The 12,995-nt window shown below is 70.0% G+C and carries 12 protein-coding genes; 3 read left to right on the plus strand and 9 right to left on the minus strand.

Annotated features, from left to right (window positions below; translation table 11 throughout):
- From ACZ5PP_RS11675 to ACZ5PP_RS11695, 5 genes are all read right to left on the minus strand, one after another.
- Positions 1-1,554 (minus strand): efflux RND transporter periplasmic adaptor subunit, encoded by a 1,554-nt coding sequence (locus tag ACZ5PP_RS11675; RefSeq protein WP_273423616.1) that lies wholly within the window; start codon positions 1,552-1,554, stop codon positions 1-3.
- Between the two features lie 14 nt (positions 1,555-1,568).
- Positions 1,569-2,876: a TolC family protein gene (locus tag ACZ5PP_RS11680; protein ID WP_464826056.1), complete on the minus strand. Its 1,308-nt coding sequence runs from the start codon at positions 2,874-2,876 to the stop codon at positions 1,569-1,571.
- A gap of 131 nt (positions 2,877-3,007) precedes the next feature.
- Entirely contained in the window at positions 3,008-3,355 is a 348-nt protein-coding gene (locus tag ACZ5PP_RS11685) for a copper-binding protein (protein ID WP_374616214.1), read from the minus strand.
- A 102-nt stretch (positions 3,356-3,457) separates the two neighbouring features.
- Positions 3,458-3,958: a cupredoxin domain-containing protein gene (locus ACZ5PP_RS11690; RefSeq protein ID WP_464826057.1), complete on the minus strand. Its 501-nt coding sequence runs from the start codon at positions 3,956-3,958 to the stop codon at positions 3,458-3,460.
- Positions 3,959-4,118: 160 nt separating this feature from the next.
- The gene (locus ACZ5PP_RS11695) at positions 4,119-4,583 is read right to left on the minus strand and encodes a hypothetical protein (protein WP_464826058.1); all 465 of its coding nucleotides are present in this window, start codon (positions 4,581-4,583) and stop codon (positions 4,119-4,121) included.
- Between the two features lie 186 nt (positions 4,584-4,769).
- Between ACZ5PP_RS11695 and ACZ5PP_RS11700 the strand changes: the two genes are divergently transcribed.
- The 3 genes from ACZ5PP_RS11700 to ACZ5PP_RS11710 all read left to right on the plus strand — a co-directional run bounded on the left by ACZ5PP_RS11700 (position 4,770) and on the right by ACZ5PP_RS11710 (position 7,966).
- Positions 4,770-5,450 (plus strand): heavy metal response regulator transcription factor, encoded by a 681-nt coding sequence (locus ACZ5PP_RS11700; RefSeq protein ID WP_012586307.1) that lies wholly within the window; start codon positions 4,770-4,772, stop codon positions 5,448-5,450.
- 2 nt (positions 5,451-5,452) lie between these two features.
- Complete coding sequence (locus tag ACZ5PP_RS11705) at positions 5,453-6,856, plus strand: heavy metal sensor histidine kinase (protein WP_004322385.1); 1,404 nt, start codon at positions 5,453-5,455, stop codon at positions 6,854-6,856.
- A gap of 459 nt (positions 6,857-7,315) precedes the next feature.
- Entirely contained in the window at positions 7,316-7,966 is a 651-nt protein-coding gene (locus ACZ5PP_RS11710) for a hypothetical protein (RefSeq protein WP_004322380.1), read from the plus strand.
- Between the two features lie 248 nt (positions 7,967-8,214).
- Here ACZ5PP_RS11710 and ACZ5PP_RS11715 read toward each other — a convergent pair whose 3' ends face one another.
- The 4 genes from ACZ5PP_RS11715 to sppA form a co-directional block, all read right to left on the minus strand.
- Entirely contained in the window at positions 8,215-9,435 is a 1,221-nt protein-coding gene (locus ACZ5PP_RS11715; RefSeq protein WP_464826059.1) for a toxic anion resistance protein, read from the minus strand.
- A 16-nt stretch (positions 9,436-9,451) separates the two neighbouring features.
- A complete protein-coding gene (locus tag ACZ5PP_RS11720; protein ID WP_012586308.1) occupies positions 9,452-10,381 on the minus strand; it encodes a hypothetical protein in 930 nt (309 codons plus the stop codon).
- A gap of 70 nt (positions 10,382-10,451) precedes the next feature.
- Positions 10,452-11,084: a YbhB/YbcL family Raf kinase inhibitor-like protein gene (locus ACZ5PP_RS11725; protein WP_004330286.1), complete on the minus strand. Its 633-nt coding sequence runs from the start codon at positions 11,082-11,084 to the stop codon at positions 10,452-10,454.
- A gap of 44 nt (positions 11,085-11,128) precedes the next feature.
- Positions 11,129-12,970: a signal peptide peptidase SppA gene (gene sppA / locus ACZ5PP_RS11730; RefSeq protein ID WP_464826060.1), complete on the minus strand. Its 1,842-nt coding sequence runs from the start codon at positions 12,968-12,970 to the stop codon at positions 11,129-11,131.
- Between the last annotated feature and the right edge of the window lie 25 nt (positions 12,971-12,995).

A 12,995-nucleotide genomic window follows, 5' to 3' on the forward strand; every position in this document is an offset into this window, starting at 1 on the left:
TCAGTGCCCCGCATGGCCGGCGGCGGCCGGTGCCGCCGCGCTGCTCGCAATTGGCTCGATGCCGGTGACGATGTACTCGCCCGGCTCGCCGGCCTCGAACACGAAGCGCACCGCCGAGCCTGGGGCGATGTCCTTCACCAGCGCCGGATCGGCAAGCTTGAAGTCCATGGTCATCGCCGGCCACTGCAGGGCAGGGATCTCGCCATGCGTCATCGTCACGCTGCCCGTTTCGGCATCGAGGGCATCGAACGTCCCTTGGGTTTCGTAACGGGTCGGGCTCGCTCGAGCCTGATCGCCGGCCCCGGGTTCGACCAGATTGGAGAGCGCCGCCTTGAGCTGGCTCTCCGAGTCGATCAGGAAGTTGGCCGAAACCACCACGCGATCCCCCGCCGCGACGCCTTCGAGCACCTCGACCACATCCCGGCCGCGCGCGCCCAGCTTCACCGGCTGCGGCCTGAAGCGCCCTTCGCCGAGCGCGAGCAGCACGACCCGGCGCGCGCCATCGTCGATGATCGCCGAGCTGGGCACCACCGCCTTCGGCGCTGGGTCGCCCGCCGCCAGGGCGACCTGGGCGAACATCCCCGGGCGCAGCAGGCCCTCAGCGTTGTCCAGTTCGAGCCGTACCCGGGTACTGCGGGTGGCGGCGTCGAGCGTCGGATACAGATAGCCTACCCGCGCCTCGAAGCTGCGGCCGGGGTACGCCTCGAGCGTGACCTGCGCACGCTGGCCGGGTTGCACCCGGGCGAGATCCTGTTCATAGACGTCGGCGATGATCCACACCTTCGACAGGTCGGCGATGCGGAACAGCGCCTCGCCGGGCATGAAGCGGCCGCCCTGGATGGCTTCCTTCTCCAGCACGACGCCGCTCACCGGTGCGTGGAAGACCTGGCGTGCGCCGGCCTGGCCCGCCACCTCCAGATTGCGCAGGCGCGCACGCGTCGCCTCGGCCAGACGCCGCGCGGATTCGCTCGCGACCGGATCCTCAGTGGCGCTCTGGCGGGCAAGACGCTCGGCGATGCGCAACTCCTCGCCAGTCGATTGCAGTTCCGGGCTGTAGGCGGTAAAGAGCGGCTGCCCCTTCTTCACCGGGTCGCCGACCGCATTCACATGCAGGCGCTCGATCCAGCCCTCGAAGCGCGGCGCCACCACGACCTGGGTGCGCTCGTCGATCTCGATCCGGCCGCTGGCACGCACGGCGGAATCCACCGCGCGCAGCTCCACCGCGGCGGTCTTCACGCCCAGGGTCTGGATGCGCGCCGGGCTCACCACCACCGTGCCGCTGTCGTCCGGCTGGTCGTCGGCATAGACCGGGATGTAGTCCATGCCCATCGAGTCCTTCTTCGGCACCGGCGAGGTATCGGGTAGCCCCATCGGGTTGCGGTAGTAGAGGATCTTGCGCTCCCCTTCGGCCGCGGCCGCGGGTGCGGCAGGCGCTGCGGCCGCGGTGGCGTTCGCGGCGCCGAGCGGCGCGGCGGGCGTCGCCGCATGTTGCACCTGTGCGAACCAGTACCCCGCACCCGCAGCGATCGCCACAGCGATGGCAATCGTCGTCATCCGGACAGCAGCGCTCAATTCAATTCCCCTGTCAATTTCCTGATCTCGGTCAGCGCCAGCCGGGTCTCGAGCTCGGTCTGGAGTTGGCGCATGCGGATGTCGATGAGCTGGCGCTCGGCTTCGATGACGCTGTCGAAATCGACCGTGCCGCTGGCGAGTGCCGCCCGGCTGGCATCGCGCGTGGCCCGGGCCCGCGGCAGCAGCGTGTGTTCGAGCAGGCGCAAGGTCTCGCGGCCCTGCGCATACATGGACCATGCAGTGCCGAGTTCTCCGGAAGCGCGCGCCCTGGCGTCCTCGCGACGCGCTTCGGCGGCGATCAGCATGTACTCGGCTTCGCGCTCCCGGGCGCGACGGCTGGACTGCTGCAGCGGGATCATGACCTCGAACATCACGTCCCACGAGGCCTTGCCCTCATCGGGACGGTTGTTGCGCACGCCCACGGCGAAGTCCGGCAAGCGGTCCTGATAGGTCCGTTCGCGCTCGGCACGCGCCACGTCGATGCCGTAGGCGGCCGCATTCACGTCCGGGTTGGCGCTGGCCGCCGCCTTGAAAAGGGCACCCGCTTCCAGCTGCCCGGGCAAGGGCGCAGGATCGGCGGGCGCGGCCAGCGGCGCATCGTGTGCCCGGCCGAGCAGACCGTTCAGTCCCGCGGCCAGGCCCTTGCGCCGCTGTTCGACCTCCACCAGGGCGAGGCGCTGGGCCGTGATCTCGCGCTGAATGCGCAACACCGCCTGCTGCGGCAGCAGACCCAGCTCGTAACGAGCCAGGCTGAGTTCCTCCAGGCTTTGCAGCAGGGTCAGGCCCTCGCGGTTGAGGACGCGCTCCCGGTCGGCCGCGTAGTAGCGCAACCACAGCGTCTCGATCTTTGCCGCGAGCTCGGCCCAGGAGGCGTCGCGCATCGCATCGGCCTGGGTGGCCTGCGCCTCGGCGGCCTTCACCGCGAGGTCGCGCTTGCCCCACCCCGGCAAGGGCTGGGTGATGCGGTAGCGCGTTTCACCCACCTGGCCGGGCAACAGCGAGGCCGAACGTCCGCTCATGGTGTTGGTGGCATCCATGAGCTCGATCTCGAAGGTGGGATCGGGCAGTGCGCCGGCAGGGGTGACGCGCTCCTGGGCGGCGGACGCTTCCGCACGGGCCGCGGCAAAGCCGGGGTTGCTCTGGCGCGCATACTCGATCAGCGCCTGGGGGCTCGCGCCGAGCGTCGGGGTGTCGGGCACGCCTTGCGTCCAGGCATGACTGCTTCCCAACGTGAGCGCGAACACCAGCGCGAGCGCTGCGGGGCGTGGCAGGCGGGAGGAGGATTCTGCGAATGTGGGTTTCATCGGGGAACGATTCCGGCAGGCGGTGAAGTGCACGCGCAGGCCCTCCGCCACCCGCCTCATCGTTCGTCCACCGAGGGGTTCCCCCCGGTCGGATGGTCAGAGTGGAACGCGACGCACCTGCGAGGCAAGCGTCACTGAGCAGCTTCGAGAGACGTCACGGTCAGCGCACCGCCGACCTTCTCGACTGCGAAGCGGATCCTGTCGCCGACCTTGACCTGATCGAGGAGGTTCGGCCGCGCCGCGCGGAACACCATGGTCATCGCCGGCATGCCGAGCGATTCGAGCGGGCCGTGGGCGATGGTGAGCTTGCCGGCCGACTGGTCGATCTTCTTGACCGTGCCCTCGGCGAGCTTGGCGTCGGCCTCGCTCGCGGCACTCGCCCCGCCGTGATGGGCACTGTGGTCGGCCTGCGCAAACGCCGCCGGGGCAGCGCCCCCCAGCACGGCCAGGAGGGCAGTGGTGATGAGGGTCTTCTTCATGATGGGCTTCTCCAAGGATTGAAAATCCGTGCAAATTCGAAAGTCCCCACGATTATGCGAAGCGCCCACCGACAGGACGCTGACGCACGGATTACATTTCTGTCAGCCAACCTTGATCGTGCCGATCATGCCGGCCTGAAAATGGCCGGGAATCAGGCAGGCGAACTGGAAGTCCCCCGCGCGGTTGAAGTGCCAGATCATTTGCCCGCGTCCACCCGGGCCGACATGTGCCATCCACGGCTCGTCATGCTCCATCCCGGGGAAGCGCCGCATCAGTTCGGCGTGCTCGGCGAGCGTCGCGGGCGTGCCGACGACCATCTCGTGCATCACCGTGCCGCGATTCTCGTGGGTGAAGCGGATCGTCTCGCCCAGGTGTATCGCGATACGGTCGGGGACGAAACGCATTGCATCGGTCATCACGATGGGGATCGTTCTCGCAACGGATCTCTCATCGCCCGCGATTCCCCATTCCTGCTGTTCCTTGGGGGCATCGGACGCAGCCTTGTGGGGATGCTCGGCCTTGCCATGGGCGAACGCGCTGCGGTGAGCGGCAAGCACACCGGCCGCAAGGCTGGTGGCGAGGAATCGACGACGGCTTCTCATGGGGATCTCCATCTGCCTGGCAGGTGAATCAGCACCACGGCCACGCCCACCCCCCCACCATCGTGGATGACCTGTCTCTGCATGGGGAAATCCGTTTGCTGATCTTCTCCTGAGCCGGACGCGGGGCGATCGACGAGGTCGGCGCCCCGCATCTCGAGGCTCAGTTGGGCATCGCCGGCTTGACCGCCGGATGCATCTTCATCATGTTCTGCATCATGCCCATGTGCTCTTGCATCATCTTCATGTGCTCCTGCACGAGCCTCGGGTCCATCATCATGCCGCCCATCCCTCCAGCCCCGGGTCCAGCCGCGGCGCCCTTCATCATCGGGCCGGCGCCCATCGGTCCTCCCTGCATCTGGCCGCCCATCATCGGGCACCCGGCGGGCGTGCCCTGCGATGCCGCCTCCAGGGCCTTGATCTGCTCCTCCATCAGGGCCATGCGACGTTCGGGGTCGGTCTCGGCACGGATCGACTTCATGCGGGCCTGAAGTGCGGGGCCACTCGCGGCGGGCGGCCAGGGCTGCGCCTGCTCGGTCGTCTGAGCGAGGACCGGACTGCCGTGCAGGGCTGCGGCCAGAGCGGCAACGGGCATGAGCCCGGCGAGACGGAATAAACGCAGTTTCATGATCGATCTCCCATCGGTTGCGGGGTTCCGTCGCGATACGGAACGATGTGCCACGCAGGGCATGTTGCGCCCGCCCGCCTGTCGTCGGCCTGACCTGGACATTACATTTCTGTAATTCCGCCTGCTCTCCCGCACCCCGGAGGCAGAATCGGTCACCGGCAGCACGAACCGAGTAGGAGCGAAGCAATGAAGATCCTGATCGTCGAAGACGAAGTGAAGACCGGCGACTACCTGCGCCAGGGCCTGACCGAGGCCGGATTCGTCGTCGATCTCGCGCGCGACGGCCTCGATGGACTTCACCTCGCGCTCAGCGGCGACTACGACCTCATCGTGCTGGACGTGATGCTGCCGTCGCTGGACGGCTGGGCCATCCTGCAGACACTGCGTCGCAGCGGTCGCGAGAACCCGGTGTTGTTCCTGACCGCCCGTGACCAGATCGAGGACCGCGTTCGTGGCCTCGAGCTTGGCGCCGATGATTACCTGGTCAAGCCCTTCGCATTCTCCGAGTTCCTCGCCCGGGTCCGCACCCTGCTGCGCAGGGGGCGGAGCCATGAACCGGACACCCTGCGCTCGGCGAATCTCGAACTGGATCTGCTTCGCCGCCGCGTGACGCGCTGCGGGCAGCGCATCGACCTGACCGCCAAGGAATTCGCCCTGCTCGAACTGCTGCTGCGGCGCAAGGGTGAAGTGTTGCCGCGCTCCTTGATCGCCTCCCAGGTGTGGGACATGAACTTCGACAGCGACACCAATGTGATCGAGGTCGCTGTACGCAGGCTGAGGGTGAAGGTCGACGACCCCTTCGAGCCCAAGCTGATCCGCACCGTGCGCGGCATGGGCTACGTGCTCGAAGCGATGGAGCCGAGCTGACGATGATCCGCATCCACTCGCTGACGGCGCGCCTGGCGACGCTGTTTGCCGTCCTCGCCGCGAGCCTGCTCGTGCTGGTGGCGGTGCTCTTCGGCCGCATGCTGGACGCGCATTTCCAGGAGCTGGACATGCACGAGCTGCAAGGCAAGGTCACGCTGATCCGCAACACGCTGCAGGATGAGGCTGCGAGTGGCGGACGCGCGGAACGCATCCAGGCGCTCGAGCGCTCCTTCGTTGGACACGAAAGCGTGGGGGTGCTGCTACGCGACGTGGACGGGCGCGTGCTGAACGTCATCCATCCCGAGCACTTCACCGCTGCCCAGCGGGCTGGAGAACCCCCATCGGGCGTGGTGACCGACTGGACGGTCGATGGGCGCCCCCATCGAGGGATCGAGGTCGGCATCGCGCTGCCGCGCAGCGGGTCGAAGGACCAAACGATCGCAGCGCTGGTCGCACTCGATCTGTCGCACCACGTCCATTTCCTCGCGTCGGTGCGCAACGCCACCTGGGCGGGCGTGGTCGCGGCAGCCATGGCGGCCGCGCTCTTCGGCTGGTTTGCGGCGCACCGGGGCCTCGCTCCCCTGCGCCGGGTCACCGAAACCGCCCGCCGGCTGTCGGCACGACAACTCGCCGAGCGTCTCTCCATCGACGATGCACCGCTGGAGGTGCGCGACCACGCCGAGGCGTTCAACGGCATGCTCGCCCGGCTCGAGGCCGCGTTCCAGCGCCTCGGCGACTATTCGGCCGACATCGCGCACGAACTGCGCACGCCGATCTCGAACCTGATGACCCAGACTCAGGTCGCGCTATCGCGGCCACGGACGATCGACGAGTACCAGGACATCCTGGCGTCGAACCTCGAGGAGTACGAGCGCATCGCGCGCATGGTCAGCGACATGCTGTTTCTCGCCAAGGCCGAGGAGAACACACTGGCGCATGCCAGCGAACCCGTGGACCTGGCGCTCGAGGCGGATGCACTCATCGATTTCTACGAGGCCCTGGCCGAAGAGCGCCAGGTCCGCATCGTTCGGGAGGGGCAGGCGAGCGTCCAGGGTGATCGACTGATGCTGCGGCGCGCCTTGTCGAACCTGATTTCGAACGCCCTGCGCCACACGCCGGACGAGGGGCAGATCACGATCAGGATTGACGCGGACGCCACCGACATCCGCCTCGCCGTCTGTAATGTCGGCGATCCGATCCCCGGCGACCAGATCGAGCGGATCTTCGAGCGCTTCCATCGCGGCAGTGCCCAGCGCGAGTCCCGCGGTGAAGGCGCAGGGCTCGGGCTTGCCATCACACGCTCCATCGTCCAGGCCCACGGGGGTCAGATCAGTGCACAGTCGGCTGAAGGTGCCACATGCTTCACCATCACCTTGCCCGGGCACCGGGCGCCATCGTCTTCTTGATCCAGCGAATTCGGCACGGGTTCGGGCGTTCTGACTGGCTGCAACGAGGGGCCCCTCCCTGCGGACGACAGCCGACGACTTCTCTGCGAGTCCCCGGAGTCAGCCGGACGGGCTTGATCGAGTGGGGATTCAGGACCTTTTTCCACGATGCGCGGGTGGGCGAGCCGAAAGCGCCGCAGATCCGCCTGACCGTGGCTTCGCCGCAGCGCGCGCTCGAGCAGGCTTTCGACGACCCCGGCCTGGGTGTCATCCGCCTCGATGGAACGGCGAGGCGTCTGGCGGGTTCGTCGGCCTCGACCCTGACGAGTGCGTTCGGCTGCATGGATCACCCAAGGACCCGGACCATGCGCCGGACATGGAGCGCGCATCCCCGCTACCGAGCACCCACATGATGGGCAAAGCTTCGACCTGCCGCCGCGATCCTCCGGCGGCCTCCAGCATCCCGCATGGAACACGAACATGACCATACTGACCCCCGCGCAGCGGCGCGCCACCTGCATCCACGAGGCCGGCCATGCGGTGGTGTTCGCGCTCGGCGGCGTGTCGGTCTACCGGCTGGCGGTGGCGGCGGAAGGGGCCGAGGCCTGGCGCACCGACATCCGCAACGGGCGCATGTGCACCGGCCTGTGGGGCCTGTGCGAGAAGGCGGACCTGGTGCTGCCGCGGCAATTCCTGCGCTGGCTGATGAACGAGGGCGGCCTGCATCCCGACGGCACGGGCTACGAGCACCTGCTCGCGCATCCCGAGGGGCGGGCACAGATCGAGGCCTTCACCACCTCGCAGCAGCGCGAGATCCGCGCGCAGATGGTGGGCCTGATGGCCGGACCGGCGGCCGAGCAGCGGTTCACGGATGGGGAGGCGCGCCTGTGCAGGGGCAGCGCGCTGCATGAAGTGCGCAAGGCGGAGGACCTGTCGTGGCTGCTGCCCGGGCGCGACGACTTCGAGCATGCCGCCGAACTGACCGCGCTCACCTTGCGTCGGGCGGAGGTGTGGGCGGCGGTCGAGCACCTGGCCGACGCGCTCGAACGTGCCGGCACGCTCGCGCACGGCATCCGTGCGCTGCTTCCCGCCGCCCTGCCCGGCTGGCCCCCGCGCGGCGCATCGGCGTAGCGCTCTTCCTGCCTGTCGCCCCGGCGGCAACACCGCGGCGACCGCGGCCCGAAGAAGCGATCGCCGCAATCGCGCCTTGCGGCGCTCCTACAGGAAGCGCGGCACCCGGTAGCGAACCTGGCGTGCGGAGGGAACAGCCCGCGTGCGAGCCTGCGTCGCTTCTACAGGAAGCGTCGCGGCGCACCGGAGCGACGGAAGCGGCGAGCCGGGCTGTGGTGTTCATGCCCGGGGACAAAACGAGCGCCGGCTTAAGGCTGCGGCTCGGCGCGGTTGCCTTCGTCCATGCGCCGGATGGCCTGCGCGCCCTGGCGCGCCAGCGCGGCGAGGCGGTCGATCTGGGCATCGAGCTTGGGCAGGGCCTCGCGGCGGTAGCGCGACAGATCGTCGATGGCGCCGAGCACATCGCCGAAGGCCTGTTCGAGCCGGCCCATGTCGAGCATGGACGAAGAGGCGCGGGTCTGGATGTCCACCCCCTGGGTGCGCAGGGCCTGGGCAGTGCCGGCGATGAGCGCGGAGGTGGTCTCGTTGAGCGCGGCGACGCGGTCGAGCACGAGGCGCTGGTTGGCCAGCCCGAGCGCGACGGTGACGGCGACGTTGAGCGCCGAGACGGTGACGTTGATCGCGCGGTCCACGCCGCGGATGAGCTCGCGGTTGTTGCGGATCACCACCTCGAGCGCGAGCACGCCCTGCTGGCTCACCGCCACCTGCTGCTGCAGGTCGATGACGCGCTGGCGTAGCGGGAAGAGCAGCTCTTCCTCGACGAAGGCGCGCCGCGGCGCGGGCAGGCTGGCGGAGGCGGCCTCGCGGGCCAGGCGGCGGTCGATCATGCGGCCGAGTTCGACCTGGCGCTCGAGCTGGGCGAGGATGGCGCGCAGCGATTGCTGGTCGTCGGCCAGGGTGAGGTTGTCGCGGCGCAGCATGTCGGCGCCGCCCTGCAGGTCGCGGATGATGGCGTCGAGCGCGTCCTGCGCCTTCTCGTATTTCTGGAAGTAGCGCTGCATCGGCTTGCCGACGCCGGGGATGAAGGACAGCGCGCGCGACAGGCCCTCGCCGCTCAGCTTCTGGCGCGCAGGGTCGAGGTCCTGCATCTTGTCGCGCAGCGCGAGCAGGGCCTGCGCGACCGGGCCGCCTTCGTCGCCCTGGTGGGCGAGCTTGCGGATCGGCGCCTGCAGCATCTCGCTGCGCCAGGCGGCCTGGCGCTGCAGCTCGATGCCCATGGTGTCGACCGCCTCGCGCTGGCGCTGCAGGGCCTCCTCGCCGGCGGCGAGCGCGTCGCGCACGAAGGCGTCGGCGAGCGGGGCGAGCTCGGCGTCCTCCGCCGGCTCGGCGTCCTGCGGCGGCAGGGTCTCGCGCGCGATGTCCTCGATCGGCGGCAGCGACAGGCCCGAGCGCGGGCGCCCGCCGCCGCCCGGGTCGCCCTCGGGGGCGTGCGGGAGGATACGGAGAAGGGATCGCAGCGGCAGGCTCATCGGGAGGTTCCTCGGTTCATTGCTGGCGGCCGTAGAGGCCGGCGCGCTCGGCGAAGCGGCGCAGCTCCTGCAGGGCCTGTTCGGTGGCGCCGGCGGGCTGGCCGCGGCCGGTGTCGATGCGCGACACCGCCACCGCGACGTGGTCGAGCGCGGTCAGCGCCGCCTCGTTGCCGGCGGCGATCTCGCCCAGGCGGCGTTCGGTCTCGTCGGCGAGCGCGAGCCGGCGCTGCAGCGCCTCGCGCTCGGTGCCGCCGATGCGGGCGGCCTCGCGCTCCAGGCGCTCGCGCACGAAGTCGGCGTCCAGCCCGACGCTGCCCTGCACCAGCGCGACCATCGCTCCCAGCCCGGCGGCAGCGCCGCTGCCGACCTCGCCCACCAGGCCGCGGGCGCGCTCGTAGGTGACTTCGCGGCGGTCGAACTTCTCGTCGAGCACGTCGAGCGCGCGGTGGTAGCGGGTGAACAGGCGATCTGCCTGCACGGCGAGATCGGGCCGACGCAGGCCGACGAGTTCGCGCTTGACCTCCCATAGCTGCATCACCACCGCATCGGCGTCGGCAGGAACGAAATCGGGGTCCAGGGTCAGCAGGTCGCGCTCGCGGCGTTCACGCGCGAGCTCGGTGCGCGCACGCTCGCGCGCGGCGGCACGCTCCTTGCCGGCACGCGCCTGCCGCCAGCGCCGCCAGCGCCGCTCCAGGAAGAGCGCGGCCGGAGCCGCGGCGAGGCCGGCGAGCCAGCCGCCCAGGCTGGCGCCGAAGCCACCCCACAGCGAGGTCAGCAGCAGCACGGTCGCGATCGAGGGCATGGCCACCGCGTAGCGCAGGATGACCTGCCAGCGCGAGGCGAGCTCCTCCGGCACCACCAGGCGCGGGTCGTACATCCCGGCCATGAACCAGGGCACGAAGGAGACCAGCAGCCCAAAGGCGATCCCCTGCAGGAATTCAAACATCCAGACGACTCCGGGTCAGCGCGAAAATAGGGGACAGACCCCAATTTCCGGGGTCTGTCCCCTATTTCCCTTACGCCGCGGCGAGCGCAGGGTTGAGCGAATAGGTGCCGGTGAGCTTGGCCTCGGCGAGCACGTGGCCGGCGATCGCCGCGCGCACGTCCGGGCCGGTGAAGCGGCCCTCGACCGCGCAGCGCGCCACGTCGAGCGCGTACAGCGTGAACACGTAATGGTGCACGATCTCGTCGTTCCACGGCGGGCAGGGACCGTCGTAGCCGTGATAGTCGCCCTTCATGGCTTCATCGCCGGCGAACCAGGCGGTGTAATCGTTGACGCCGTGGCGGGCGCCGAGCGCGGCCTCCGGCCCGGGCTTGCCGCCCGGCGTGACCTCGGCGGAGAAGTGGCCGGCGTCGATCGCGCGCAGCTCGGCGGGCAGGTCGACCACCACCCAATGGAAGAAGTCCACCCGCGGCAGGCTGGCCGGCACGGTGCGGCCTTCCTGGTTGACGTCGTCGCCCTGGCTCGGCACGTCGGGGTCGTGGCAGACGAGCACGAATGACTTCGTCCCCGCGGGCACGTCTGCCCACGACAGCTGCGGGTTGCGGTTGCCGCCCAGGCAGACGTGCCCTTCGTCGGCCGGGATGCAGAAGGCGAATTCGCCCGGGATGCGGGCGCCGTCGGTGAAGCTCTGGCTGGTGAGTTTCAAGTCATCCTCCTTGCGGTGTGATGTGGGTACGCGAACGCGCGCTTTCAAGGCGCGTCGCACAGGCAGTGCAGGTAGTGGTGGCGCGGATCGTTCCAGCGCAGCAGCGCGCGGGCGGCGCGCTCCACGTCCGCGGCCGCGGCGGCGAGCGGCGCGGCCGGCGCGCTGCGGCCGGCCAGGTCGATGCCGAGGTCCTCGCCAGTGCGCAGCAGCCGGCGCAACACGCGCTGCTCGAGGGACTCGCCCGCCGCCGGCCACACCACCTGATGCTCGGCGAGGCCGGCGCGCGCGGCCGCGGCGGCGATCGCGTCGTCCAGGCTGCCGAGCTTGTCGACCAGGCCGAGGCCGCTCGCCGCCTCTCCGGTCCACACGCGACCGCGGGCGACCGCGTCGACCTCCGCGACCGTCAGCTTGCGCGCCTGCGCGACGACCTCCAGGAAGCGCCGGTAGCCGTGCTCGATGCCGAGCTGCATGGCCTCGGCCGCGGCCGGGTCGAGCGGGCGACGCGGGTCGAGCGCGCCGGCGAGCGGCGCGGTGGCGACGCCATCGACGCCGATGCCGAGGCGGCGCAGCGGCTCGGAGAACTCCGGGAAGAGGCCGAAGATGCCGATCGAGCCGGTCACCGTGGAAGGCGCCGCCCAGATCTCGTCGGCACCGGTGGCGATCCAGTAGCCGCCCGAGGCCGCCACCGAGCTCATCGACGCGATCACCGGCTTGCCGGCCTGGCGGGTGAGTTCGAGTTCGCGACGGATGAGCTCCGAGGCCCAGGCGCTGCCGCCCGGGCTGTCGATGCGCAGCACCAGCGCCTTGATGTCCTCGTCCTCGCGCGCCTCGCGGATCAGGCGGGCGAAGGTGTCGCCGGCGACCACGCCGGCCGGCTCGGCGCCATCGACGATGGTGCCCTGGGCGACGATCACCGCCACGCTGCCGGCGGCGTGACGGGTGTCGTCCGCAGCGAGCGCGAGATAGGCCTCGGCCTCGATGGTGCGCACGTCCTTGCCCTCGTGGTCGGTGCCGACGGCCTCGATCAGGCGGGCGCGCCATTCTTCGCGGGTGCTGAAGCGGTCCACCAGGCCGGCGGCGAGCGCGGCCTTGGCGGCATCGCCCCCGGCGGCGGCGAGCGCGCCGCGGATGTCGTTCACATGCGCGTCGATCGCCGCGGGCGCGAGCTTGCGGCTGGCGGCGATGTCGTCGCGCATGAAGCGCCACAGCCCGTCGAGGAGGTCGCGGGTGGCCTCGCGGTCCTCGTCGGACATGTCGCTGCGGGTGAAGGGCTCGGAGAAGGACTTGTACTCGCCGACGCGGAACACGTGCACCTTGACCCCGAGCTTGTCGAGCGCGTCGCGGAAGTAGGTGCCGTAGCGCGCCAGGCCGCGCAGCAGCACGAAGCCGTCCGGCGACAGGTGGAGTTCGTCGGCCACCGAGGCGAGGTAGTACTGCGACTGGGTGAAGCGCTCGCCGCGCGCCAGCACCGGCTTGCCCGAGGCCTTGAAATCGGCGATCGCGGCGCGCAACTCGGCAAGCTTGGAGAAGCCGCCGCCGACCAGCTCGTCGGTCTCGATCACCAGCGCGGCGATGCGCGCGTCGTCGCGCGCCTTGCGCACCGCGTCCACCAGATCCGCCAGACGCAGCTGGCCGGCCGGTGCGCCCCCGGCGCGCAGCAGCGCCAGCGGTGGCTCGAGCTCGGCCTGCTCGACGATCGTGCCCACCGGTCGCAGCACCAGCGCGGACCCGGCTTGCACCTCGGGCTCGGGGTGGAAGAAGAAGGACACCAGCACACCGAGGCCGAAGATCAGCAGGGCGTAGAAGACGCCGCGCACGACGAGGTCGAGCGCGCGCACGAACATGCGCAGCACGTTCAATAGGAAGCGGAACAGGCCCCGGATCATGCTGCTTGTCCTCGTGACGGATGGT

Source organism: Thauera sp. DNT-1, from assembly GCF_055393985.1.